This window comes from Pedobacter chinensis, assembly GCF_003339865.1.
In the GTDB taxonomy this organism is placed as follows: domain Bacteria; phylum Bacteroidota; class Bacteroidia; order Sphingobacteriales; family Sphingobacteriaceae; genus Pedobacter; species Pedobacter chinensis.
Genome location: NZ_QPKV01000016.1, coordinates 49,843 through 75,603 on the forward strand (window position 1 = coordinate 49,843; position 25,761 = coordinate 75,603).

Here is a 25,761-nt window from a genome sequence, read left to right on the forward strand (position 1 = left end):
TAATAAAATGAAAAAAATTATCATATACCTTATACTCTGCCTGATGTTTAGCTCCTGTTCAAAGGTGCTTGACGAAAAACCACAAGGAGTGGTGTCTTCAGAAGATCTCAATACTCCTGAAAATGCAGAAAAAATGGTTATTGCAGCCTACTCGGCTTTGGGTAACGATTATTGGGCAACACCTTATAGCAGTATGTGGGCTTATGGAAGTATCCGAAGTGGAGATGCCTATAAAGGAGGAGATGGTCCCGGAGATGTGGGAGATTTCAATGCCTATGAAACTTTTAACCTTAACCGGGTGGATCTTGGTAATGCAGATGGAACCTGGTTTAGGCTATATGTAGCTATAGGCAGGGTTAATGATGCGTTAGGTAGAGTTAATAACCTTACCACTGCTGAACTTCCTAATAAAACAATCAGACAAGGTGAACTCAGATTTTTAAGAGGTCATTTTTATTTTCTGTTGAAGATCCTCTTTAAACGCGTACCCTTTATTGATGAAACGATTGCAAAAACCGATTACGATAAGATTTCGAACGTTGATCTCAGCGATCAGCAACTCTGGGACAAAATCACTGCTGATTTTCGCTTTGCGGCAGATAATCTTCCGGATGTTCAAGCCGATAAAGGAAGGGCAACCCGATTTGCAGCCAAGTCATATTTAGCAAAAGTGCTATTGTACCAGGCCTATGTACAGGACGACCGGAATAATGTAACCACGGTAGACGCAGCTAAATTAACAGAAGTGTTAACGTTAACCGATGAGGTAATCAACTCTGGAAAATACAGCCTTAGTACTGATTACGCCAATAATTTCCTGTCCAGATTTGAAAATGGCACTGAATCTGTTTTCGCTATACAATATTCAAAAGATGACGGAACGCCGAACGGCAGGACCGACAATGGTCATTCACTCAATTACCCAATGAATGTTGAGTACGGTTGTTGTGGTTTTCACACACCAAGTCAGAACTTAGTGAACGCGTTTAAAACTTCAACAAGCGGTTTGCCTCTATTCGATTCTTACAATATTGTTAATACGGCAGCAGGCGATGATTTTAAGACTGAAGGTTTTGATCCCAGGCTGGATCATTCTGTTGCTATTCCGGGACATCCGTACAAATACAGGCCAAACTTTATTTTTCAGATTTCCTGGACAAGAGCACCGCAAATTTATGGAAGGTTTATGAGCCTGAAAGAAGTGGTATTACCTGATGATCCTGCGTTTAAGAAGTTTCCTCCTTTTATGTCAAGCTCCAAGAACTGGGATATTATCCGCTATGCTGATGTACTTTTGTTTAAAGCCGAAGCTTTGATTGAGTTGGGGAGGTTCAATGAGGCACTTCCATTGATCAATGCGATCAGAACCAGGGCCTCAAACAGCACCTCACTTTTAAAACAGGCAGATGGCTCGGATATCTCCAATTACAGAATTAATACTTACCAACCCGGAGTGAATTGTACCTGGAGCCAAACTTATGCCAGGGAGGCGCTTCGGTATGAGAGAAGAATGGAGTTTGCAATGGAAGGCTACCGCTTTTTTGATTTAGTAAGATGGGGCATTGCTGCAGAATATCTGAATGCTTATTTTTCTGTAGAAAAGAACAGGGCATCACATTTAAGAGATGCTGTATTTAAAAAGAACAGAGATGAGTATCTGCCTATTCCATTAAACCAGATCAATTTTAGCAAAGGCCTTTACAAACAAAATACAGGCTGGTAAGGAGCACTTCTGCCAGCCTTAATTTAGAAACAGAATGATAGTAAATTAAAGAACATGTTAAAAATTCTGAAATTGATTACGTTTATGGTCATTGCTCCGTTCTGCGGAACAGTTTCTGCGCAGCAGGTCGTTTCCTTGTCCAGTCTGTTAAAGGAAATGACAGATACCCGGGCAGTAACCTACTGGCCTGAGCATAGCTTTACCACCAAGCAGGTTAGTAGTTATGACCGTAAATCGGTTTCACCTGATCAACCGGGCTGGTACAGCAATTCAGATTTTTCTCAGTACATCAGAACTGAAGAAAAATCGGGGCGGAGTGAAAATGTAATGCTGGATGTTAATGGCCCCGGTGTAATCGTAAGGTTTTGGCTCACTACTTTCAAAAGAGCCGGCACTTTAAGAATTTATCTCGATCATCAGGATAGCGCTACTATTAAGATTCCATCCTATGATCTGCTCAAAGGCGAATTAGCGCTTGGACCTGCACTGTTGAATCCTCATTCTTCTTATCAAAAGGAAGAAAAAGGAGGAAGTACACTTTATCTTCCCATTCCCTACGCTTCACACTGTAAAATTACCTGGGAAGAAAGTGAGCAAGAAAAACAGCCCAGGTATTACCAGATCAATTACCGTAGCTATACACCTGAAACCAGGGTAATTACTTTTGACCGGGAACAGCTTAATATGGAGAGAGAACTCATTAATCAAACGGAAAAACGCTTATGGAATGAGCAAACAGACAAAAGAGGCACTGGCAACTATTTGAAACAAAAGTTACCAGCAGGGAAAACCGCATCTTTAACGCTTCGTTCCGGATCATCTGCAATTGACCTGATGCAGATAAAAGTTATGGCTCAGGATCCATCACAACAGGAACAGGCCTTACGATCTACCATCATCAGAATTAGTTTTGATGGAAAAGAAACGGTATGGTGCCCTGTTGGAGATTTTTCAGGAAGTGGCGTTGGCGGCAAACCATTAAAGAGCTGGTACCGTACGGTAAATGCCGGTGGAGAGATCATCAGCAGATGGATAATGCCCTATAAAAAATCTGCCAGGATTTCCCTCGAAAATATAAGCGATGTTCCCGTTGATATAGAACTGACCACTTTTACGGATCATTATGATTGGAAGCCCTCAAGTCTTTATTTTCATACCAGCTGGAGACAAAACAGGAGGGAACCGATATTTAAATTCGATGCTCCAGATGCTGCGGAACTCAACTTTATTACTATTTTCGGCAAAGGTATTTATATGGGGAACAGCCTTTCTGTATTTAACCACATGCATACCTGGTATGGAGAGGGCGACCAGAAAATATGGGTAGACGGCGATAAATTTCCATCCGAGTACGGAACAGGCACCGAAGATTATTACAATACTTCCTGGGCACCGGTGGTGCTTTATCAAACGCCTTTTGCAAATGCTCCTCGTGCCGATCATGAGGATTCTTTTGGGTATAATACGTTTACGAGAACCCGAAACCTTGATCGTATTCCGTTTCATGATTTTTTTAAAATGGACATGGAAATGCTTGGATGGCAACAGGGGGAGGCAGATTTTGCGGTAACCACGTACTGGTACGGAGCAATGGGTGCAACCAATAACATTAAAGATATGAAAGCGGAGGCAAAGGCCAGTTTACCTAAATAAGCACCTCATCTGGAATTCAACAAACTGATAATAACGATAAACCAACAAATATGAAAAATACAATAAAGATGATACTGGGCATAGGAATTTTAATGTCTATCTTTCAAAGCGCCATTGCAGATGATATTACCATTAAGATCAGCAAAAGATACCTCAATCTTCCAGTTTCTCAAAAGCAGGCAAGGGGAAATATGAAATTTGAAATCTCCGGAAAAACAGAGCGAACTTTTAAAATCCGCTTATCGGGTGATGAACCTGAATACTGGGTGTTTTGTGATGTCAGTGCGCTGAAGGGGAAAACCATCAAAATCAGTTATGATGGTGTGTCTTCAGGATTGCAGAAAATTTATCAGAATGATGAAATTGCAGGTCAGGATATTTTGTATCAGGAAAAAAACAGACCCCAGTTCCATTTCACAACAAAAAGAGGCTGGATAAATGATCCAAACGGGCTTATCTTTTATGAAGGGGAGTATCATCTTTTTTATCAGCACAATCCTTACGAAAGAGAATGGGAGAATATGTCGTGGGGTCATGCAGTTAGTAAAGATATGATTCACTGGCAGGAGCTGCCCACTGCCCTTAGTCCGGATGAGCTAGGTACCATGTTCTCCGGTTCGACTGTAATCGACTATCAGAACACGGCAGGTTTTAATAAGGGCAATACACCAGCTATGGTAGCGGCCTATACGGCAAATGCAGCCGATAAACAAACGCAATGTATTGCTTATAGTCTGGATAAAGGACGCACATGGACAAAATACAGTGGTAATCCTGTTATTGATTCAAAGGCAAAATGGAACAGCAATGATACCCGTGATCCGCGCATTTTCTGGTATAAGCCAGGAAATCATTGGGTAATGGTTCTTAATGAAAGAGACGGACATTCGATCTACAATTCAAAAAACTTGAAAGAGTGGACCTTTGAAAGCCATACAACAGGTTTCTGGGAATGCCCTGACTTATTTGAATTGCCTGTTGACTGTAATAAGGGTAAAACAAAATGGGTAATGTACGGTGCTTCTAACACCTATATGCTGGGCTCATTTGATGGGAAGAAGTTTGTGCCTGAATCGGGTAAACACTATTATGTTACAGGGTCAATATATGCAGCACAAACCTTTACCAATATTCCCGAATCGGATGGAAGGAGAATACAGCTCGGTTGGAGCAGGATCAGCCACGAAGGGATGCCTTTCAATGGGATGATGCTTATGCCAACTGAACTCACACTCAAAACCACAAAGGATGGCATCAGACTATTCAGTGAGCCTGTAAAAGAAACGGAGCAGCTCTTTAGCAGTTTAAACAAATGGGAAAATCTGAGCGCTGCCGACGCCAATGAAAAACTAAAATCATATCATGACAATGACAGGCTTAGGATTAAAACGAGCATAAAATTATCTCATGCCACAAGTGCAGGATTAAGTCTTAACGGGCAACGATTGTTGGATTATGATATGAACTTCAACCTGGTAAATGGGGTGTTCTATTCGCCACAGGATATGACCAGCATGGAAATCTCTGCCGATATCTACATTGACAGAACCTCTATAGAGGTATTTATAGATGGCGGAGCTTATTCTTATTCGATGGAACGTAAAACAGACCCTAAAAACAGGGAAGGATTACACTTTTGGGGAACTAACATTGAAGTGAAGGGGTTAGAAGTTTATTCAGTAAAATCGATATGGAAATAATTGTCATTCTTGACATAGTGAAGACCTGAGAAGCAAGCCTGAGTATAATTGAAAACAACGTTATTAATGATAATCTCCAGGCGATAAAACCCAAACTTCAATACAGCACTGCGCCTCTTAAAAAACAAAGTTAGTAATAAACCAGGTACAATGCTTGTAGGTTAGGGATTTACTTCGTAGTCTTCGTTGCACTCAGAATGACAAAATCCATTTAACCACTGTCATTCTGAACGCAGTGAAGAATCTCCAGGCGATGAAACACAAACTTTAATACAGCACCACACCTCTTAAAAACAAGGCCAGCAGTAAACCAGATGCAACACCTTTGGGCTATAGATTTACTTCGTAGCTGCTTCGCGGTCTTCGTTGCACTCAGAATGACAAGGCCCAAATATACTTGTCATTCTGAGCATCACGAAGACCTGAGAAGCAAGCATGAAAACAATTGAAAACAACATTATTAATGAAGTCTTCAATCGATAAAACCTTTCTTCTTAGAAACCTATACCTAGAGCAAAAGCTCTTGCCGGGTTTGTGATTGTGGCGCCAGCTGTAGCTGCGCCAGTGGTTAAATTGACACTGTAAACCCTTTGTGTTCCATTTACAGTAAATAAACCATACACCAATCCACTTGTTCCACCAATATCAAAACCATTGTTTGATTCTACGTTAATCCCTAAAGGACCAACATCAATCAAAGTTCCGTTATTAGGTGGATCTTGTTTATATAGTCTATCGCCTGTTGAATCAATATCGTACAGTACTGTAGTTGTTGCGCCAGCGAAATTATTGGTATATGCCGCTCCGGATATTGCTGCGGTTGCTAAAGAAATATTTCCATCAACGATGACACTTCCATCAGCAGGATTGAAACGTAAATTCTGGCCTAAATTGCTTACAATTCTAATCCGGTCTACTGTTGGATTAAAATCAAAACCGAATTGTGTGCCATTTAATAATGCAGTGAGTGGTGCTGTACCAACCACTGCAGCTGCTCCGGATGATGCATTTATGGTATAAATGCGACTTGTACTACCCAAAGCGTAAAGCTGTCCGTTTAGAGGGCGCATATCGATGCCCAAAATATTTTCGCCTGTTTGAATGCCAGTGATGGATTTGATGCTTACAGTTGGAGTGGCTGCCAATGGGTTGAAAATTAACAATTCGTTATTATTGGATACTGCATAAGCCACAGGCTCAGTAGGAATGGCCAATGCAGTGATGTTTACGGGCAGGTTTCCAATTTTAGAAGCTTTTCCGGTATTCGTGTCAACAGTATATAATGCTGATGTACCTCCAACCGATAATGCTGCAATGGCAGCTGATTCATCAGGATTGATGTCGAATCCGCCCATTTCATTAACATCGTAGCCTAAGCTTCCCACCTCAACGAGTTTTCCATCATTCGGTGGATCTTGTTTGTAAAGTTTATCGGTGGCGGCATCAATGTCAAAAAGTACAGTGGTGGTTGCTCCTGCTTTATTTTGCGTGTACGCTACTGAAGAAATTCTGGCATTGGTAATGCCATTAATTGCACCATCTGCAATCATCACAGTCCCGGTTTCTGGATTTAAACGAAGATTTTGACCCGTATTGGTTACTACACGAATCCGGTCTACTGTTGGGTTAAAATCAAAGCCTACCGAAGTCCCGTTTAATGCTGGTGTAAATGGAGCAGTAGAAATTGATCTGGCCACGCCTGTTTTGTAATCGATTACGTATAAACGGCTGGTACTTCCTATACCGTACAATTGCCCTGTTGCCGGACGAAAGTCGATACCTAAAATGGTTTCGCCTGTTTGTAAACCCGAAATACTGACCTGAGCAGTAACGGAAGAAGGGTTTTTAGCATTAATCAACAATAATTTGCTATCGGCAGTTAAGGCGTAAAAATTAACATCCGGACCTGGAACCAGCATTTCATCATTGTTATTGTTTCTGTCTTTTTTACAAGCAGAAAATAAAGCCGGGATCATAAAGGCAAACAGGGCCATTATGATAAAGTGTTTAGTTTTCATCATGGTTTTAAAGTTTAATATGAATAAGATATTTTGGATAGAAGTTTAAACTTCTATTTTGGAGGTTGTTCAGGTACCTGAAGGTGGCAGTATGTTAAAATGAAATTGCCAGAATATAAATTATTCTTTAAGGCATGATTATAGGTAAAATTAACATTCGAGGCATTATCCAGAAACAGGTCTGTAAGTTTAATTTTTTCTTCTAACTGATTTTGTTTTTCTGAAGATTCGGATTTTTCAGCGTTTTCCGAAGGGTGTTCTTTAATCATCTCCGTAGTCAGCTTCGGTAAAGGCATTGCATACACAACAATTCTGCTCGTAAATGCGATAAGCAGAATTAATGTAATAAAAAGCTTTTGATAAAAAGATGCCATAAATCCGCATTTTGGAGTCTAAACAACATATACGTTGAATATAATCACATGGATTTTAGAGATAAAAAATATCTTAAAGTCTGTTGGTTATAGGAGTATCGAAAAGCAATCCCATTCGCTGAAGAAACATCATGAATGAGCCAGCCCTACTTATTTTTGTGTTTAGATTTTAAAACAAAAACGATTATTTATAAGTTGTTTTTACAGGCTTAAGAGGGCTTTAAAAATAACAATTTGATTTTTGTCTGTTTTATGATCAAAAAGGTGTCACTAAACTTTTTATTTTTCTGTCAAAACATGTAAATTGCCTTAGTTAAAAGTTACAATTTGTCAGTTTAAGACTCCTGTAAAATCCTTACAATAAACAGACAATGAATAAGGTAAGAGCGGTTTTTAATTTAGAATACCCCTTTAAAACCTGTAAAACAGTTATTACGTATATAGATATAAGACATTAATTCTTTTATCGCAACGATATTCTTACATTAATTGTTGGGTTTTCGGGCTAGTAAAAGCCTCTTTATCCACCTATATGGCGCAATTGTTGATAAAATAAACAAAACAGCAGATACTCTTTTTATAATTTTATTTTATAGTTTAGGGACGTAGCTGTTAAGAAAGGTATTATGGAAGCAAAATTTTCACCACAGGTTAAAGATGTAATCTCTTTTAGTAGGGAGGAAGCGCTCCGTTTGGGGCATGATTACATTGGAACCGAGCATTTATTATTGGGCCTCATCCGCGAAGGCGATGGTATGGCTATAAAAATTTTACGATCGTTGGGGGTTGATACCGGTAAGTTGCGCCGCTCGATTGAAGATGCCGTTCGCGGTACTTCGAGCGTTACAGTTAACCTGGGGAACATTCCGTTAACTAAACAGGCAGAAAAAGTTTTAAAAATTACTTACTTAGAAGCTAAGATATTTAAAAGCGATTTAATAGGTACCGAGCATTTGTTGCTATCAGTTTTAAGAGATGACGATAATATTGCCTCTCAAATTCTGTTACAATACGGTGTTACTTATGATGTTTTTAAACAAGAGGTTGAAGTAAATAAAAACGGCTTCAGAGATGATATTTCAAACAGCGCCTCCACAGGGGGTGATGATGATTATCGTGAAGAAGAAAGCTTTAGTACACCTAAAAAGGTTTCGGATATCAAATCTAAAACTCCGGTTTTGGATAACTTCGGTCGTGATTTAACTAAGGCTGCTGAAGAAGGTCGCTTAGATCCGATTGTTGGCCGCGAGAAAGAAATTGAGCGTGTATCGCAAATTTTATCCCGTAGAAAGAAAAACAATCCGATTTTGATTGGAGAACCGGGTGTTGGTAAATCGGCAATTGCTGAAGGTTTAGCCTTACGCATTGTACAACGTAAAGTTTCGCGTGTGTTATTTGGCAAACGCGTGGTTACGTTAGATCTGGCTTCATTAGTGGCAGGCACGAAATATCGTGGTCAGTTTGAAGAGCGTATGAAAGCCGTGATGAACGAACTGGAAAAATCTACTGATGTTATTTTGTTTATTGATGAGATTCATACCATCGTTGGCGCTGGTGGTGCATCTGGTTCATTAGATGCATCAAACATGTTCAAGCCAGCTTTGGCAAGGGGAGAAATTCAATGTATCGGTGCAACTACTTTAGATGAATACCGTCAGTATATTGAAAAAGATGGCGCTTTAGATCGTCGTTTCCAAAAGGTAATGGTTGAACCTGCCACTCCGGATGAAACTGTTGAGATTTTAACACGTATTAAAGATAAGTATGAAGAACATCATGGTGTAACTTACACAGATGAGGCTATTCAAGCTTGTGTTACTTTAACATCACGCTATATTTCTGATCGTTTCCTTCCAGATAAAGCGATTGATGCTTTAGATGAAGCAGGCTCAAGAGTTCACTTAACGAATATTCATGTTCCTCAAAATATTATTGATATCGAAGCTAAAATCGAAGATATCAAGTTAGAGAAAAACAAAGTTGTTCGCAGTCAGAAATATGAAGAAGCGGCTAAACTTCGCGATACAGAGAAAAATTTAATTGAAGAATTAGATAAAGCGAAAGCGGAGTGGGAAGCGGAAACCAAAACTAAACGTTACGAGGTATCAGAAGATAACGTAGCAGAAGTAGTTGCCATGATGACTGGTATTCCGGTACAGCGTGTTGGACAGACCGATAGCCAGAAGCTATTGAATATGTACGATAAAGTGGCAGAGAAAATCATCGGTCAGGATGATGCGATTAAGAAATTAACCAAAGCCATTCAACGTACAAGAGCGGGGTTAAAGGATCCTAAAAAACCAATTGGTTCATTTATTTTCTTAGGCCCAACTGGTGTTGGTAAAACAGAATTGGCAAAAGAGTTAGCTCGTTTCATGTTTGATAGTGATGATTCACTGATTCAAATTGATATGAGTGAATACATGGAGAAATTCGCGGTTTCACGTTTGGTGGGAGCGCCTCCGGGATATGTAGGTTACGAAGAAGGCGGACAACTGACTGAGAAAGTGAGAAGAAAACCTTATGCCGTTATCTTATTGGATGAGATTGAGAAAGCCCATCCCGATGTATTCAATATCTTATTGCAGGTTTTAGATGAAGGTCAGTTAACAGATAGTTTAGGTCGTAAAGTTGATTTTAGAAATACAATCATCATCATGACTTCTAACATTGGTGCCCGTCAACTAAAAGATTTCGGTCAGGGTGTTGGTTTTTCTACTTCAGCGAAAACAAACCAGGCAGAATCTCACAGCCGAGGTGTAATTGAAAGTGCTTTAAAACGTGCTTTTGCACCTGAATTCTTAAACCGTGTTGATGATGTGGTAGTATTCAATAGCTTAGGTAAAGATGAAATATTCAGAATCATTGATATTGAATTAAAAGCTTTGTTTGGTCGCGTTCATACTTTAGGTTATGAAATTGCATTAACTGAAAACGCTAAAGAATATATCGCTGAAAAAGGTTTTGATAGTAATTTTGGTGCGCGTCCGTTAAAAAGAGCCATTCAAAAATATCTGGAAGATCCAATTGCCGAAGAAATTTTGAAAGGTGAGTTAACAGAAGGTGATGTTTTAGAAATCGATTACGATAAAAAAACAGAGTTGATTTCCGTAAATCACAAAAAAGGCGAAAAGAAAAAAGAAGAACCTAAAGAAGAAGATTCTTCAAGCAAATAAATTATAGAGGCTGTCCAAAAAATCAATCCGTTATTCCGTGAAAGCCGGGACATCTTGAATGGTAGTAATACTGCCTAAGATTCACAATCATTGGAGATGACAACTGAAAGAGGCTTATTGGACAGCCTCTTTTTTTATGCATAACATATTTGGAACCCCTGCACTCTGGTTTGTGAGGTACCGCCAAATCTGGCATAAATATTTGCAGTTAAGTTATTAAGATAACCTCGCCGCAGATTTTCAGATTATTGTTTTATTGCGAAATAATTGTCATCTATCCGCTGTAACATTTCTGAATTGTTAATGAATAATCTTTAGGTAATGAAACGCAAGTTAAATACCATGATTTTATAAAAACAAAGTCAGTAATAAAGCTGGTGCAATGCTTGTAGGTTGCAGATTTACTTCGTAGCTGCTTCGCGGTCTTCGTTTCACTCAGAATGACAAAACCCATTTAACCACTGTCATTCTGAACGCAGTGCACTGTTGTCCGGTAAAAGACGTTTATTGGGAAAAAGTCATGATTTAGACTCAAATAAGGGGTTTATGTTTTAAAGCCGATATCCAAGCCCCAGAGTTTCAATTGATGTGCCTTGGATTGGCTGAATGGCCGTTCTGGATCATTCAAAAAATCAAACAGGTGGATATAGCTCATCAGATGCAACCTGATGATTGAACTCAGATTTGAGAAGGCCCATTTTCTTTTAAGTTGCACCTGAACGAGTTTGATGAGCAGATCTGCGATAAAAGCACACCATATCTGTGTTTTGATGGCATTTTCATTGTCGCCCAAAAAACATTTAAGTGGAAAATTCTGTTTGACCCTCTTGAACAAAATTTCGATCTGCCATCGTTTTTTATAAAGATCGGCTATCTGTAAAGCCGATAATGAGAAATCATTGGTCAGAAATTCAAATGTCCTGCCTTTTTCCTTATCAAAGAATGTGACCTGTCGGGTCTTAAGCTTTATTTTCTTACGATGGGTCCTTGTGCCGATAACGATCGATCGGTCAGCCATTATCCCGGCATCACTCTCTTCCCCGCTGACCGGGTTTGAACCTGTTTCCACATAACTGGCGCCTTTCCTTTGCCGGGTGATGAAAAAAACACCATTGTCATCCATCCGCTGATATTCGCCATGGTCAACATAACCTTTGTCAAAAACGATGAATGAGCCAGCTTCCAGGTTGATCTCCTTTAAAAAGGACATGTCATTGGCGCTGGCGGCTGTAAAACTTATCTGGACCGCAACATCGTCCAGGGCATCCATGAGCGTATGGACCTTGATGCCCCCTTTTCGCTTTCCATTCAGCTTACCGGGGCTTGGCGCTTTGAGTATCTGTTGAAACAAAGTGATGGTGGATGAATCAGCGATGAAAAGTTTGGAGACCGATGCCTGCCGGCTGTCCGGTAAAAACCGTCCATATCTGCGGTAGAGCTGTTGATACAACTGCTCAAAAACTTTGTAGGAGCGTTTCATGTTCGCATCGCATAAAGTGCTTCTTCCAGGAGCTTTTTTTATGCCAATATGCTGAAGCTTGTTACTGCAGGCCTGCATCCCACTCACCACCTCACGGCTACTTGTGCATTTATTGAGCACACAGTAAAGCATCGTGACCAGGTGCGTATAAGTGTCAAAATAACGATAATAACGGTCATGCTGACCCACCCTCGCCAGTGCCTTTACTGAATTGCGGTCTATCAAATTCAGTAACTGATTCAATACCGGCTGTCCGGTAAAAAAAGTACTTTTGCTCATGTTGAATGTTTAAGTGTGGTAACTCAAATATCAACACAAAAAGGGGAAGCCTAAAGCAACCCCTTTTATTTTATCTAAAATAGTTTACCGGACAACAGTGAACGCAGTGAAGAATCTCCAGGCGATGAAATACAAACTTTAACACAGCACCGCACCTCTTATAAAAACAAAGTCAGTAATAAACCAAGTGCAATGCTTGTAGGTTAGGGATTTACTTTGTAGCTGCTTCACAGTCTTCGTTTCACTCAGAAGGACAAAAAATTGTGCTTAACTTCTGAACTGCTGTTGAACCCAAATTAAAATAAGCTCATCTGATCGCTTGGAACCTTGAACAAACTGTGATCAAGCATAATGTCTTTCACATTGAGTCCATTTAACCTGCAATGCAATTTAAAATTATCTTTAATCATTTTTGAGATGTTTCCATCGCCCCGCATTCTATCTCCAAATCTGCTATCATTAACTTTTCCACCATGACAACTTTGAATCATGTGCCAGACTTTTTCAAAGCGATCGGGAAAATTTTTGTGTAACCAATCTTCAAATATTGGCCCAATGGCGCCATTTAATCTTACAACTGTATATCCGGCATGAATGGCGCCTGCATCTGCCACTGCTTTTAAAATTTTTGGAATTTCGTGATCGCTCAAACCCGGAACCAGCGGAGCGACCATTACACCCACGGGTATTCCTGCTTTGCTCAGCTCTTCCACTACTTTTAATCGTTGTTTAGCTGTAGTGGTTCTGGGCTCCATCACTTGCCGAAGATCCTCATTCAAACTGTTGATGGAAACATAAACCATGCAAAGATTTAACTTTGCCATTTCCTGCAGTATATCACGATCACGCAGGATTAATGAGTTCTTGGTAATCATTCCAATGGGCTGTTTATAAGCCAAAGCTATTTCGAGCAATTGTCTGGTCAGTTTAAACTTCCGCTCAGCTGGCTGATAACAATCTGTATTGCCTGACAAAGAAATTGTGGTGGCATCCCAGCCTTTTTTCTCCAGAAATTTTTTGAAGAGTGCTGGCGCATCTTTTTTAACAATGATTTTTCTTTCAAACTCTAATCCCGCGCTGTAGCCCCAATATTGATGAGCGTTTCTCGCATAACAATAGGTACAGCCATGTTCGCAACCCTGATATGGGTTTAAGGAATAAGCCATTCCCACATCCGGACTATCTACTTTATTAACGATGGTTTTACCGTTTTCAAAAATAAATGAGGTTTTACGATCGCTTTCTTCCCAATCATCAATTCCCTCACTGTATTCCTTTACATAAACATCTTTTAAAAATTTGTTATGGGGATTAAACTGAGCTCCTCTTCCCTTAAAATATGGTTTTTCTTCCTCGCTGATCATAAGTTAAAATTACTAATATTTTTAGTAATTTTATTCAATGTGGAAAGAATTTTGTCAGTTCTGATTTTTTGGAAGGGGCACATAATCCATAGGAACCATATCTGCCACTTTCTCATAGGCCCAATAACCTTCATATAAAAGCGATCTGGAATCGTGAATACCGCCATTCTCATAAAAACGTACGCCTGGACCAGTTAAATTTGCGACAGAGATTTCGTTTTCCGGAACATCTAAGGGCCTGAAAATCCAGAATCCTGTTTTTGAATAAGCTAAAGATTCTTTCTCTTTGGTATATTGAATGATCAACGCATCAGTATAACTAAGGTATTTAAGATTTTCATTGTAGTAGTGCACTAATGTATCGGGCAGTACTTCTGCTCTTGAAAATTTATCAATGGTTCTTGGCATTTCTTTTTGTTTAGTCCAAAAAGCGAGCAACGCAGTGTCTATTTTTCCGGCACTTTTTCTTATCCCTGTTTTTTCCGGCAGTGTTTTTATTTTCTCTAAATTAGTATTAATCACATATTCAGGGTACCGATTCGGATTGGGGATTTTAAGCATTTTATTAATGATGAACCCTTCTTCTTTTGTTGTATTGTTGTATAAAGATCTGAAGAAATGCTGAGAAGAACCATAATAGGCAATCTCACGGGCAGCTATATATTTTTTCTTTTTGGCTGCAGAGGCTTTTAGCTCTTCGAAAAAGGGGTGGCCGGAATAATAAATAATGCGTGTTCTCGAATTATACTCAAAATGATCGAGCATATATTTTAACCGATAACCTAAAGCTTTATTTTCTACAACTAAAAATTCTGTTGTAGAAACGGTTAAAGTACTTTTGGTGATGTCAAAATCAACATTGAGTACCTGTGGGTTTAAAATTTTGCATTGAAGCGCATTTGGTGATTTACCAATGAAGAACTCTTTGAACTGGTTAATATACTTTTGGCGATTAGGGTCAGCCCGAACCACAACCTCATCCAATTGAGCCACATTTTCCTTTAAAATAAGTTCGACTTCAACTGATTTGTCTGAAATAATTACACTTTTGGAGTAGGGGAGATAACCGACAATTTGAACCAATAAGTCATAATTTCCCGGTTTCAGGTTTGACAGTTTAAATTTACCATCATTATCTGCAACTGTAGCAATTTTGTAGCCGCTTAGATAAATACTTGCTCCCGGGAGCCCATCCTTATTATCTCTTACAATTCCACTGATTGTAAAAGTATTTTGAGCGATTACATTAGCACCAGTAAAAAGAAGAATTAGTGATACCAACAGGCTTTTGATCATGACAGCGAATGTAACCAAAAGCTATAATATTACGAATGCAGAAAAATTATTTTAACAATTTTAACGTTTGCGGTTGTTTTGTTGATTTATATCGGGAATATAATCCATGGGCACGCTATCTGCAATTTTTTCCCATGCCCAATAGCCCGAGTATAACATTGAGCGTGGATTATAAATGCCACCATTTTCATAAAAATACACTGGAGCAACCTGTAAGGTTATGGTAGAAATTTGATAATTCGGCATATCCAAAGGTCTTGATATAGATTGTCCAATTCGATTGGAGAACATCGGGTCTTCCATCTCCTTAGTATAAACTATATAAAGTTTATCTGTGAAATTAATGGCTTTTATATTTTCGTTGAAATTTTTAACCAGAGTATCCTGCAAAACGGCCGCCCGATTTAAGATTGATATTCCGTTAGGTAGATTTTTTTTTCTCATCCAAATGCTCAATGAATCATTCTGGTCATGTCCAATCGTGATTCTGCCCGATAAGCTCATTTGCTTTTCAGTTAAGCGTTTTATGTTCGCATTAATAACACTGTCTGAAGGTTTATCTGGATTAAGACTCGTAATTAGTTTATTAATGATAAACCCCTCTTCAACTGCCTTATTCTGGTAAAGCGATTTAAAAAAATGTTGTGGAGAACCCTGATAGGCTATTAAACGTTTCTTTTCCCATATTCTCTTCCTTCTTTCAGAACCTTTTAAATCTTCATAATATGGATAGCCTTCAAAATAAATGATCTTGGATTTATAATCGTACTGAAATTCGTTAAGTAAGTATTTTATTCTGTAGCCAAGTGCCTGATTATCGATAATTAAAAATTGATTTGTTTTAACAGTTAACCGTGAATCATCTTTTTCATAATCGATAATTAAAACATTGGGGTTAACAATTTTACATTCTTCGGCATTAGGTGTTGTTCCAATAAAGAAATTTTTAAAAAGATTGATATAATATTGTCTGTTTGGATCGGGCTTTATGGTTACATCAGCTAACTGTGTAACGCTTTCTTCTAAGATTAAATCGATTTTTACAGCTCGGTCGGTAATAACAACATTTTTATTCAAGGCTTTATAACCAATTAGCTGGACGAGTAAATCATAATTTCCCGATTTTAAGTTTAAGATAAATGCACCGTCATTATCAGAAACTGTGGCAATTTTATAACCACTCACATATATTCCAGCGCCAGGTAGAACATCACCGCGCTTATCTTTAACCACACCACTTAAAGTAAAATTCTGTGCAAATGATGCGATTGCTGTTAAACAAAAAAATAGGATGGAGCAAAACAATTTCATATTTAAAACTAGTGTTTTAGTTTTAAATTGTCAAGAAGTACACCAGAGCAATACTTAACTTTCCATAATGTTTGAGGGTATATTAATAAACCAGAATTAATAGGTTAACTATGTTTATTTTAATTACCCCAATAATTCCTTAGCATTTTCCATTGCCGATGCACCTGGATTTTTGCCACTTAACATTTCAGCAATGATTTCAACTCGTTCTTCTTGCTTTAATTTGCGAATTCCGGTTGTTGTTTTTCCGCCGGTTTCATTCTTATGTACAAAGTAGTGTGACTTACCTTTGGCGGCAATTTGTGGTAGATGGGTAATGGAGATTACCTGCATGTTCTGCCCTAAATCTGAAATTACTTCTCCAACTTTCAGAGCAGTTTCGCCAGAGATTCCTGTGTCAATTTCATCGAAAATAATGGTTGGCAATGAAGTATGTTTTGCCAATAAAGCTTTAATGGCAAGCATCAATCTTGATAATTCTCCGCCTGATGCAACTTTATTTACTGGCGCTGGGGTTTGTCCGGCATTTGCTGTAAACAACAAATTAATTTCATCCAAACCATCCTTGCCTAAATCAGCTAAAGTTTTTTGATCCAAAATCAACTTTGCATTTGACATGCCAACTTTTTTGAGCGTGTTACTGGTTTGCTCCTCTACAATTTTAACTGCTTTTTTACGATTTGAGCTTAATTGATGAGCTAGCCTGATTAAATCACTTTTAAGCTGTTCAATTTCTTGCTGTAGTTTTTCAATATTTTCATCAGAAGATAACAACAGATTTAAGTTTTGCTCTAACTGATTTTGTATTTCTAATAATTCATCATTATTGGAAACGCGGTGTTTTTGCTGCAGTGAATAGAACACATCTAACCGTTGATTGATCATTTCCAAGCGATCAGCGCTATGCAATGTGTTTTCTTCAATACCAGAAACTTCATCGGCAATATCTTTAATCTCGATTATTGATGATCTCAGGCGTTCATAAAGTACATTAATTGTGGGGTCGAACTTTTCAATTCCCTGTAATTGTAACTGTGCCTCTTTTAATACTTGTAGTGCTGAAGGTTCACTTTCTGTCAATAAACCTGAAGCGGTAAGCAAGGCTCTTTTGATTGTTTCAGCGTGCGTAAGTCTTTCTAATTCTTGTTCCAGTTCTTCCTGTTCTCCTGCTTTAAGGTTAGCCTGCTCTAATTCATTGAACAGAAACTGCTCATAATCCTGCTTGCTTCTGGCTTCATTCGCATCGCTAATTAATTTTTTTAACTGATTATTATCTTGCTTCAGTTTTTTAAAACCAGTTCTGTAATCGAATAATAACGCTTTGTGGTTTGCCAGTGAATCAACTATCAATAGCTGGAAGTCGGCATCATTAATTTCCTGTGTGGCATGTTGCGAATGAATATCAATCAGTTTTTCGCCAATTTGTTTCAGTATGGTGAGGTTAACCGGAGTATCATTAATGAATGATCTTGATTTTCCGTCGATTGAAATTTCGCGCCGTAAAATGCTTTCATTAAAAAAATCGAGGTCATTCTCCTCAAAAATTTCTTTTAAATGATCATCAGCTAAAATAAAGCTGCCTTCTATAACGCATTTTTTATCCTGATTAAAAAAATATTTACTTTCGGCTCTCTGACCTAAAATAAGAGAAAGTGCACCTAAAATGATAGATTTACCTGCACCGGTTTCGCCAGTAATAATATTTAAGCCTTTATCAAATTCGATATCAAGGCTATCGATTAATGCGTAATTACGAATAGAAAGTTTTTGTAGCATACAGACTACGAAAATAGTAAAAAGTTATTTTACCAAGGGCCTAAAACAAAAACAGCGAAGATAAATCTCCGCCGTTTTTGGTATTTGTGTGGTTTTAATATTTATTTCACGATAACACTGCTAACCGATCCTGTTAAGCTGGATACATTGATGTTAGTCGTAGCATTCATATTCACAAAACTTTTAACAGATTTCTGATCTGGATTAGAAAAATCAGGACCACTATAGGTAACTACAGCCAATTGAGTATCTAGTGTTTTTACAGGGTTGGTAAAATTCTCATTTTTATAAAGCATTACTGCCGGTGAAACGTAGGAATTTCTTTCATTGGCCTCACTTTTTTGAGGCTTTTCTTTTTTATCTTTCTGTTCGTTTTTCTCCATCTTTTCTTTCAGCTCTTTCACTTCTTTATCAAATTTCTCTTTTAGTTTTTTATACTCCTCAGTTTGTCTTACCTTATTATTTGAATTATCATTAAAGAAATATACTGAACCATCCAAACTGTGAAGCATATTACGATTTCCTTTAAACAAAGAATCTGCACTTATTCTGGTTAGTTCTGTTAATCTTTTCCCATCAACGCTTTTTAATGCTCTTGTTCTTGCCAGATCTAATTGTGTTCTAAACTCAGGAGTGTTTAATTTAATAACCACATCGTCCCCTAATTTTCTCCATTTAGCCTGAGCTTCAGGTGATCCGTATTCTTTTGCCATATCCTCGCTAAGTTTTTTCCATTTGGCCTGAGCCTCTGGTGAGGAAAATTCTTTAGCGATATCTTCACCGAATTTTTTCCATTTGGCCTGTTCTTCAGGAGAATTCATTTTCTTTTGCATTTCCTCTCCAAACTTTTTCCACTTGGCCTGAGCTTCAGGAGAATTATATTGTTTAGCGATATCGTCGCCAATTTTTTTCCATTTGGCCTGAGCTTCCGGCGAATTAAACTCACGATAAATTTTGGTTCTGAATAAAGAATCTCTAAACTTAAAGTTAGAATCAATAGAAAGCCTGAATACGTTTTTACCTTCGAAAAGCTCATCTCTGTAAAAATCCTTGCGAATACTGTCTGGCATTTCTTTTACCGAGTTGTATTCTGTTTTTTTACCATTGGCATCAATGGTAACAATTTTGATTTTACGTTTTTTGGTGGTGTCAATGCAAACAATGGTTTTCTGGTTATTATTACTTGTACCCAGTATTTGCGAAACCTCAATTTTTACAGTCTTTTTGTTTTCTTTTTTCTTCTCAGTTGGATTAATCCAGGCGATGGAAAACAAACAAGCAATACCTAATGTTAAGGCAGCCATTTGCTGTTTCGCGTTTAAATAATTGGTTTTCATGTTTGTTATTCTTTTTATACGTTGATATAAGTTTTGAGTTTTGCCTGTTGCTGCTAAAGCATAAGCCGGACTGGTTTTATCTTTAAGTAATTCCAGTTTGAGCAGGGCATGTGCATAGTTTAAAGGTTTTCCCGTTATTTTTAGCACCAGATCGTCACAAGCATGTTCACGTTCAATATGAATAAACCGCCCTGCCATCCAAACAAAAGGATTGTAGAAAAGCAAAGTTTCAATAGCAGTTTTAATCAGATTGAGCAGGAAGTCGTTTCGCCTGATATGAGATAGTTCGTGAATTAAAATCGCTTCAACCTGATCATTGTCTAACTGATTGATTAATGCTACGGGAAACAATACAACCGGTTTTAAATAACCAATAACCAATGGAACATTCACGATCGAAGAAAGCTGGAATTTAATTGATTTGTTAATTTTTAATTTAGTAATCACATCCTCGAATATGACTTTCCAACTATCCGGAATAGCATTCAAACTATCTTTTTTCAATTTTGATAATTGATGATATCCTTTAACAATTACAAAAAGCTGGAGTAAGATACCAATGATGTAAAACACCACCACTACAGGAAAATATTGCTCTGCCTTACTACTGAAACTTGGAGGCAGATTGTTAAAATATTGATAAACCTGGATGTTTTGTGCATTCATGGCTATCGGTTCTTTAGGCATACTTAACATCATTTGTTTGATGAAGTTATAACCGAAGCCAATAAACATCAGCACGATTGCTCCAAAGGCTAAGTTGTGTTTATACCTCGCAGCTAGTTTCGGCAAGCTAAGCATGATAATAAACAGTGCACCATAAATTAATGCACTTTGCCAAAGTGAGTTTAAAATGCTCCAGCCAAATGCTTTGATAAATTGTTGTACTAAAGTTTCCATAACGGTGGTTTTAATTTTTTAGCGGAATTAATCCGGAATTCATTTTTTAGGGATCCAAACCCTACACCTTTCAACCCTCGGCCTTATTTAAGGCTATCTAAATACTTCTTAATTTCATCAATTTCATCAGCACTTGCCTGATGATTGCCCAATGCCTGCATAACCAATCTGGCAGCTGAGCCGTTGAAAACATTATCAATCATTTTGGTTACCAATTGTTTCTCTGTTTTATCCTGACTTACAATTGCTTTATAAATGTGTGTTTTCTGATTCGTATCTCTCTCCACCATTCCTTTTTCATGCATAATCTGCATTAACTTTAATGTAGTGGTATAGCCAGAATCTTTTTTATTTAATGCTTCATGAACCTCTCTAACCGTTGCCTGGCCTTTTTGCCAAAGTACCTGTAAGATTTCCATTTCGCCTTCTGTTGGTTTGATGTTGCTACTGATCATATGTTACAAGTTGTACGAATTATTTCGTAATCAAATGTACGAAGATATTCGTATAATCAAAATATTTTAACAGATTTTTAACAAAAACAATTTAATCAGTAGACGCTAAATGGAGTAAAACGTTGCACAAGCTCGAAAATAAAGAAGAAAAAGCAGGAATGAAGTTTAAACGGATAAAGGTATAAACTGTTTTGAACGTGTTGTGTTTTTTTGAGAAGTGTGTTTTAATTTCCATGTAATTGGAAATCACAATTGCCCATCGAAGACAATCTGTGTTAAAGACGGTTTAAAGACACGTGATTATTTATTGAGAAAGCAAAGCCTGTTTCATGTAAAGTTATTGGACAAATACCTACAAATGCCCGGATTCATCTGAAGACCTAATGGCACTTGCGTTATTGGCCAACCCTCAAAATCATTTCTTCAAGCCTTCGTACTTACCAATATTAGCAGGATCAATTTCAGCCAACATGTTATAAGCTCTCATGCGTTCCTGAGTATTCAGTTTCGAGAGTACGTTGGTAACTTCTTCGGCTTTTGATGCAAAATAAACATTAGGAAAAATAGAACCTAATTTTTGCTTATCCATTTGTTGTAAAGCAGGAAGAGCAGATAGGATTTGAGTTAAGCCCTTATCATTATCCGTTAATTGATCGAGACCATTCAGGTGGTAGCTATAAATGAAAGCCCTTAATTCACTAAAAATAGGATTTAAAACATTCTCATTGAACCAAAAACGATTACGCAATCCGTCTGCTGCCCTCCATCCGGTATTGCCGGAAGCCTGCGCTAAATTGATCATGTTTTGTGCTTTTTTAAAATAAGGCGTTCCACCCATTCTGGCAAAACTATCTTTATCCAAACCAATAATGGTATATGCATAATAGGATAGAAGTGCACTGATATTAGAGATATAATTCTGGTCTGAAAAATCAATTGTCGCCCCATCATTGTAACTAAAGTCGAAGTTTTTATCGCTCATATTCAATAAAGTGCTGTTGTAGGAGCTGTTAAAAACAGGTCGGCTGCTTTGAATCTGAGCTTCGGCAGTATAACCAGACCCGCCATCCCAGGAATTTATGGTGATCACAAAACTGCAATCTATCCGTTCCTGTGGCTTATAATTTTCATTGCTGAATTTGTTGTTACTCAAAAAATCACGGATTGTTCGCTGCAAAGCATCTAAAGTTGGCTTACTTATGTTAGAAACCTGAGGGGCAAGAACAGTAACCCTGGCATTTAATTCCTGAGCTTGCAGTTTCACAGAGCCAAGCAACAATAAGATCCAAACAATCCTCTTTATCATTTTATAATTTTTAAAATTGCGGCACAAATATCTTTAGCTACTTCAGTTTTTGATTTCGTTTCAAATACAGTTCGTTCCAATGTTTTGTTAAAAATAGTAATTTTATTGGTATCTGATTTGAAACCCGCACCTTTATCATTCAAAGAATTTAGGATCACTAAATCGAGATTTTTCTTCTCTAATTTACCTTTCGCGTAATTTTCTTCATCGTTAGTTTCCAATGCAAAACCGACCAAAATTTGATTTGCCTTTTTATCCCTCCCTAATGATGCTAAAATATCAACGGTTTTCTCTAATGCTAAAACGAGTTCGCTTTCTTGTTTTTTTATCTTCTGCCCAGCTATAACTTTTGGGCGATAATCAGCAACGGCAGCACACATAACAGTAATGTCAGTTTGAGGAAAAATGGATGTGCAGGCATTAAACATCTCCTCAGCACTTACCACATCTATCCTTTTTAAATCAGAGTTTGCTTTTTGAGCGGTCGGACCAGCAATTAAGGTTACATCTGCACCTAATTTTGCAAGTTCATCAGCCAAAGCAAATCCCATTTTTCCTGAAGAGTGATTGCCAATGAATCTAACCGGGTCAATAGCCTCATAAGTTGGTCCAGCCGTAACCATTACTTTTTTACCGTATAAAGGCATTGATTGTTTAATCGCATTATCCAGAAACAATATAATTTCTTCTGGTTCAGCCATTCTGCCTTCGCCGTATAAACCACTTGCTAACTCGCCGCTTCCCGGAGAAATAACGATGTTTCCATAGCTTGAAATTTTGTCTATGTTGTTTTGTGTGCTCTCATGCTTCCACATATCCAGATCCATTGCCGGCGCAACATATACAGGGCATTTAGCAGAAAGATAAACAGCAGTTAATAAATTATCACAAATTCCGGCAGCTAACTTGGCTAAGGTATTGGCACTGATAGGGGCGATGATGATAAAATCTGCCCATAATCCTAATTCGACGTGATTGCTCCAGACACCAGTTTCCTCTTCGAAATACTGCGTATAAACAGGGTTTTTAGAAAGCGTGGCGAGGGTAAGTGGCGTAATGAAATTGGCGCCATCAGGAGTGAGAATAACCTTAACGTTTGCACCAGCTTTTACTAAAAGTCGAACTAAAAATGCCGACTTATAAGCAGCTATACTACCGCAAACGCCAAGGATAATGTTTTTGTTTTTTAGCATCGGGCAAAGCGTTTAAAGCATAGCGCATAGAGCGTATGCACAAAACGCCCTGCTCCAAACTCCATGCGTTATGCTAATGTTATTTTTGTTCTTTAGCAGGATTTCTGTGGTAAACTTTACCATTCAGAAACTCGTCCATAGCAACTAAAACTGGCTTAGGCATACGCTCGTAATGCTTGCTGATTTCAATTTGCTCACGGTTTTCGAAAATTTCCTCTAAATTATCATTGCTAGAAGCAAATTCTGCTAATTTACCGTGCAACTCTTCTTTAACGTTGTTCGAAATTTGATTTGCTCTTTTAGCAATTACAACTAAAGATTCGTATAAGTTGTCTGTAGTTCTATCTAAATCGTGTACGTTTCTGGTAACTGTAGTGTTTGGTACAGCAGGTTTGTTAGTATTCATGTGTTACTTAATTTTTAATATTCGTATTATCAGCGTTAGTTGGTTTTGTAGAAACGGTATCTTTTAGTTTACCGGTTCTAATCAACATTTGCCTGTATTTTTCTTGATCGGCTGCATATAATGCAAGTTCTTCTTTAGTAGCAACAATTCCAGCCTCAGCATCAGCCTTAAGCTGTTTGGCCTCTCTCGTAAATTTACTATCAGGATGGTTTTCAGTAAATTCGGTATATAATTCAATAGCTTCGTTATAACGATCTTCCTGACGAATTACATAACTATTTTTAGCATATAAATATTGTGCTTTAATCATTAAAAAGTCCATTTCCTCAGCATATTTAATGTCAGGATAATCTCTTTGTGCATTTTTTAAAGCAATAACTGCAGCCCTGTAATTATCAACATTACTTGGGCCAGTGGTTAAGTACATTTTAGCATTTTCAAAAGCTTTGTCTTCCAGTTTACCTCTTAAATCAGCAATGTATTTTCCTGCCGCTGCGGCACGATCACTGTTAGGGTATAAGTTGATGAACAATTGTAAAGCATCAAGAGCTTTATAAGTATTTACCTGATCTAAAGAGAAAGCCGGTGATTCTAAATAATAACAGTAGGCAGCCATGTATCGTGCCTCTTCTGCATTTTTACTTGCCGGATAAGTATCTGCAAAGCTCTTAAACTGATATCTTGCAGTGGTATAATCGCCAAGTCTATACAAGGTATACGAATAATAATAATTCAAATCTTCCGCCTGTTCACGTCCACGGTATTTTTGGGCAAGATCTTCGAAAAGCACCAATGCTTTGCTGTAATCTCTTTTATTATATAAACGAATAGCCTCCTGGTACTTTTTTGCAACATCATTACTCGCTCTCAATTTTTCGAAACGACTTTTACAACCCGCAATACCCAAAGCGGCAACAAATACTAAAATAATTAAGTGTTTAACTTTAAACATTCTGCAAAGATAATTAATAATACGATAACATCAATAAAAACAATTGGCCGCTAAGCTATGCAAAGCAAATCACTACATATATACAGTTAACAATTTTTAACATAACGCATCATTGCTTCTCAGTACATATATATACTATGCATTTTTGATATTTTGGAAAGCACTGCTATTACTATTATATGAGTATTGTCCCGCCCTTTGTTTCAAATCCTCGCTCGTACCTCGCTGCGGGTTTTCCACTTCGGTCGGGTTTAGGTGGCACAGCCGCTGCAACAAACAAATGATCACCTGCTCAAAAAAGCGAATTCCCCATCAACCTATATGATCTCTATGTCTATATGATTTAAATAACAGCCCAAACCCTGTTACCAACCTATTTTTCTCTATGCCTAATAAGGTTCAAAAACTAATATACTAACCTGGCAACCTTTTAAAACCTGCAAAAGGTATAAAATGTTTTGCGCTCCCGTTATTTTTTCCCTTTGATGGACAGGGCCTTAGGGAGAACATCGGAACAAAAGCGACAAACACTTTGGAGATCGGTTTGTTTTTTCTACTTTTGCATCCCGCTTCGGAGGAGACGGTAAGGTTGAAAGGTTGGGCATGGGGATCGTGAGAGAGGAAAAGGGCCTGGATTTTTTTTCAAAATAAATTTGGAGAGAAGAAAAAGATCGCTACCTTTGCGGCCCGGTCCGGAAGGAACGGGGGGCCGGTCGGAATGCCGGCGCATTGAAAGGCAAAAGGGAAAAAGGGACGGCGAAAAAATAAATCGTTTTTTATTTGGAAGTCAGAAAAAGATTCCTACCTTTGCACTCCCAACGGAAACGAAGGGAAAAAAGAGATCAGGTGGCGGATGTCACGACGATCGACGAACAAAGATCAAAACGAGCGGAAACAGGGAAGAGACGAACAAGACTCATGCCCGATGGAAGCGAGAAGATACACAAAGAGGCCGCCGCGAGGTTCAAGGCCGGAGAAGTTCTTAAAAGAGATGTCAATGTAGCGCAAGCGGGGTAATGAAGTACGGATTCAAGTACAGAGTTCCGAAGCTTGATTTTAAAG

17 protein-coding genes are annotated in these 25,761 nt (G+C 38.1%); 4 read left to right on the top strand and 13 right to left on the bottom strand.

The window, feature by feature from the left end; all coding sequences use genetic code 11:
* Window positions 1-7: 7 nt before the first annotated feature.
* Genes DU508_RS22980 through DU508_RS22990 form a run of 3 tightly spaced genes read left to right on the top strand, consistent with a single transcriptional unit; the run spans window position 8 to window position 5,076 of the window.
* Window positions 8-1,723, top strand: coding sequence for a RagB/SusD family nutrient uptake outer membrane protein (locus DU508_RS22980; RefSeq protein WP_115405011.1), 1,716 nt, complete (start codon window positions 8-10; stop codon window positions 1,721-1,723).
* 54 nt (window positions 1,724-1,777) lie between these two features.
* On the top strand, window positions 1,778-3,376 hold the full coding sequence (locus tag DU508_RS22985; RefSeq protein WP_115405012.1) for a glycoside hydrolase family 172 protein: 1,599 nt from the start codon (window positions 1,778-1,780) through the stop codon (window positions 3,374-3,376).
* A gap of 50 nt (window positions 3,377-3,426) precedes the next feature.
* Window positions 3,427-5,076: a 2,6-beta-D-fructofuranosidase gene (locus DU508_RS22990; protein WP_115405013.1), complete on the top strand. Its 1,650-nt coding sequence runs from the start codon at window positions 3,427-3,429 to the stop codon at window positions 5,074-5,076.
* Between the two features lie 494 nt (window positions 5,077-5,570).
* On the opposite strand, the gene DU508_RS22995 is transcribed toward DU508_RS22990, so the two are convergent.
* Together DU508_RS22995 and DU508_RS23000 are read right to left on the bottom strand one after the other, a co-directional pair.
* Window positions 5,571-7,097 (bottom strand): DUF4394 domain-containing protein, encoded by a 1,527-nt coding sequence (locus DU508_RS22995; protein ID WP_115405014.1) that lies wholly within the window; start codon window positions 7,095-7,097, stop codon window positions 5,571-5,573.
* A gap of 50 nt (window positions 7,098-7,147) precedes the next feature.
* Window positions 7,148-7,468: a hypothetical protein gene (locus DU508_RS23000; RefSeq protein ID WP_115405015.1), complete on the bottom strand. Its 321-nt coding sequence runs from the start codon at window positions 7,466-7,468 to the stop codon at window positions 7,148-7,150.
* A 626-nt stretch (window positions 7,469-8,094) separates the two neighbouring features.
* On the opposite strand from DU508_RS23000, the gene DU508_RS23005 reads away from it, so the two are divergent.
* Window positions 8,095-10,644 carry an ATP-dependent Clp protease ATP-binding subunit gene (locus DU508_RS23005; RefSeq protein ID WP_115405016.1) on the top strand — a complete coding sequence of 850 codons (2,550 nt, stop codon included), beginning with the start codon at window positions 8,095-8,097 and terminating at the stop codon, window positions 10,642-10,644.
* A 544-nt stretch (window positions 10,645-11,188) separates the two neighbouring features.
* On the opposite strand, the gene DU508_RS23010 is transcribed toward DU508_RS23005, so the two are convergent.
* The 11 genes from DU508_RS23010 to DU508_RS23060 form a co-directional block, all read right to left on the bottom strand.
* Window positions 11,189-12,403 carry an IS4 family transposase gene (locus tag DU508_RS23010; protein ID WP_115405017.1) on the bottom strand — a complete coding sequence of 405 codons (1,215 nt, stop codon included), beginning with the start codon at window positions 12,401-12,403 and terminating at the stop codon, window positions 11,189-11,191.
* Between the two features lie 296 nt (window positions 12,404-12,699).
* Window positions 12,700-13,767, bottom strand: a complete 1,068-nt coding sequence (locus tag DU508_RS23015; protein WP_115405018.1) for a PA0069 family radical SAM protein — start codon at window positions 13,765-13,767, stop codon at window positions 12,700-12,702.
* Between the two features lie 54 nt (window positions 13,768-13,821).
* The gene (locus DU508_RS23020; RefSeq protein WP_115405019.1) at window positions 13,822-15,063 is read right to left on the bottom strand and encodes a carboxypeptidase-like regulatory domain-containing protein; all 1,242 of its coding nucleotides are present in this window, start codon (window positions 15,061-15,063) and stop codon (window positions 13,822-13,824) included.
* A gap of 60 nt (window positions 15,064-15,123) precedes the next feature.
* A complete protein-coding gene (locus tag DU508_RS23025) occupies window positions 15,124-16,374 on the bottom strand; it encodes a carboxypeptidase-like regulatory domain-containing protein (RefSeq protein WP_115405020.1) in 1,251 nt (416 codons plus the stop codon).
* Window positions 16,375-16,497: 123 nt separating this feature from the next.
* Window positions 16,498-18,150 (bottom strand): DNA repair protein RecN, encoded by a 1,653-nt coding sequence (gene recN / locus DU508_RS23030; RefSeq protein ID WP_115405021.1) that lies wholly within the window; start codon window positions 18,148-18,150, stop codon window positions 16,498-16,500.
* 101 nt (window positions 18,151-18,251) lie between these two features.
* A complete protein-coding gene (locus DU508_RS23035; RefSeq protein ID WP_115405022.1) occupies window positions 18,252-20,387 on the bottom strand; it encodes a M56 family metallopeptidase in 2,136 nt (711 codons plus the stop codon).
* 83 nt (window positions 20,388-20,470) lie between these two features.
* On the bottom strand, window positions 20,471-20,842 hold the full coding sequence (locus tag DU508_RS23040; RefSeq protein ID WP_115405023.1) for a BlaI/MecI/CopY family transcriptional regulator: 372 nt from the start codon (window positions 20,840-20,842) through the stop codon (window positions 20,471-20,473).
* Between the two features lie 415 nt (window positions 20,843-21,257).
* Entirely contained in the window at window positions 21,258-22,148 is an 891-nt protein-coding gene (gene porD, locus DU508_RS23045; RefSeq protein ID WP_115405024.1) for a type IX secretion system protein PorD, read from the bottom strand.
* Window positions 22,145-23,341, bottom strand: coding sequence for a bifunctional phosphopantothenoylcysteine decarboxylase/phosphopantothenate--cysteine ligase CoaBC (coaBC, locus tag DU508_RS23050; protein WP_115405025.1), 1,197 nt, complete (start codon window positions 23,339-23,341; stop codon window positions 22,145-22,147). The genes porD and coaBC overlap by 4 nt, the downstream gene beginning before the upstream one ends.
* Before the next feature lie 79 nt (window positions 23,342-23,420).
* Window positions 23,421-23,747 (bottom strand): DNA-directed RNA polymerase subunit omega, encoded by a 327-nt coding sequence (locus tag DU508_RS23055; RefSeq protein ID WP_047798485.1) that lies wholly within the window; start codon window positions 23,745-23,747, stop codon window positions 23,421-23,423.
* A gap of 7 nt (window positions 23,748-23,754) precedes the next feature.
* Complete coding sequence (locus DU508_RS23060) at window positions 23,755-24,699, bottom strand: outer membrane protein assembly factor BamD (protein ID WP_115405026.1); 945 nt, start codon at window positions 24,697-24,699, stop codon at window positions 23,755-23,757.
* Between the last annotated feature and the right edge of the window lie 1,062 nt (window positions 24,700-25,761).

Coding starts and splice junctions, on each gene's coding strand:
- DU508_RS23025 (WP_115405020.1), bottom strand. CDS start 16,374: ATGAAATTGTTTTGCTCCATCCTATTTTTTTGTTTAACAGCAATCGCA.
- DU508_RS23000 (WP_115405015.1), bottom strand. CDS start 7,468: ATGGCATCTTTTTATCAAAAGCTTTTTATTACATTAATTCTGCTTATC.
- DU508_RS23010 (WP_115405017.1), bottom strand. CDS start 12,403: ATGAGCAAAAGTACTTTTTTTACCGGACAGCCGGTATTGAATCAGTTA.
- DU508_RS23005 (WP_115405016.1), top strand. CDS start 8,095: ATGGAAGCAAAATTTTCACCACAGGTTAAAGATGTAATCTCTTTTAGT.
- DU508_RS23020 (WP_115405019.1), bottom strand. CDS start 15,063: ATGATCAAAAGCCTGTTGGTATCACTAATTCTTCTTTTTACTGGTGCT.
- DU508_RS22985 (WP_115405012.1), top strand. CDS start 1,778: ATGTTAAAAATTCTGAAATTGATTACGTTTATGGTCATTGCTCCGTTC.
- DU508_RS22980 (WP_115405011.1), top strand. CDS start 8: ATGAAAAAAATTATCATATACCTTATACTCTGCCTGATGTTTAGCTCC.
- DU508_RS23035 (WP_115405022.1), bottom strand. CDS start 20,387: ATGGAAACTTTAGTACAACAATTTATCAAAGCATTTGGCTGGAGCATT.
- recN (WP_115405021.1), bottom strand. CDS start 18,150: ATGCTACAAAAACTTTCTATTCGTAATTACGCATTAATCGATAGCCTT.
- porD (WP_115405024.1), bottom strand. CDS start 22,148: ATGATAAAGAGGATTGTTTGGATCTTATTGTTGCTTGGCTCTGTGAAA.
- DU508_RS23015 (WP_115405018.1), bottom strand. CDS start 13,767: ATGATCAGCGAGGAAGAAAAACCATATTTTAAGGGAAGAGGAGCTCAG.
- DU508_RS22995 (WP_115405014.1), bottom strand. CDS start 7,097: ATGATGAAAACTAAACACTTTATCATAATGGCCCTGTTTGCCTTTATG.
- DU508_RS23040 (WP_115405023.1), bottom strand. CDS start 20,842: ATGATCAGTAGCAACATCAAACCAACAGAAGGCGAAATGGAAATCTTA.
- DU508_RS22990 (WP_115405013.1), top strand. CDS start 3,427: ATGAAAAATACAATAAAGATGATACTGGGCATAGGAATTTTAATGTCT.
- DU508_RS23055 (WP_047798485.1), bottom strand. CDS start 23,747: ATGAATACTAACAAACCTGCTGTACCAAACACTACAGTTACCAGAAAC.
- DU508_RS23060 (WP_115405026.1), bottom strand. CDS start 24,699: ATGTTTAAAGTTAAACACTTAATTATTTTAGTATTTGTTGCCGCTTTG.
- coaBC (WP_115405025.1), bottom strand. CDS start 23,341: ATGCTAAAAAACAAAAACATTATCCTTGGCGTTTGCGGTAGTATAGCT.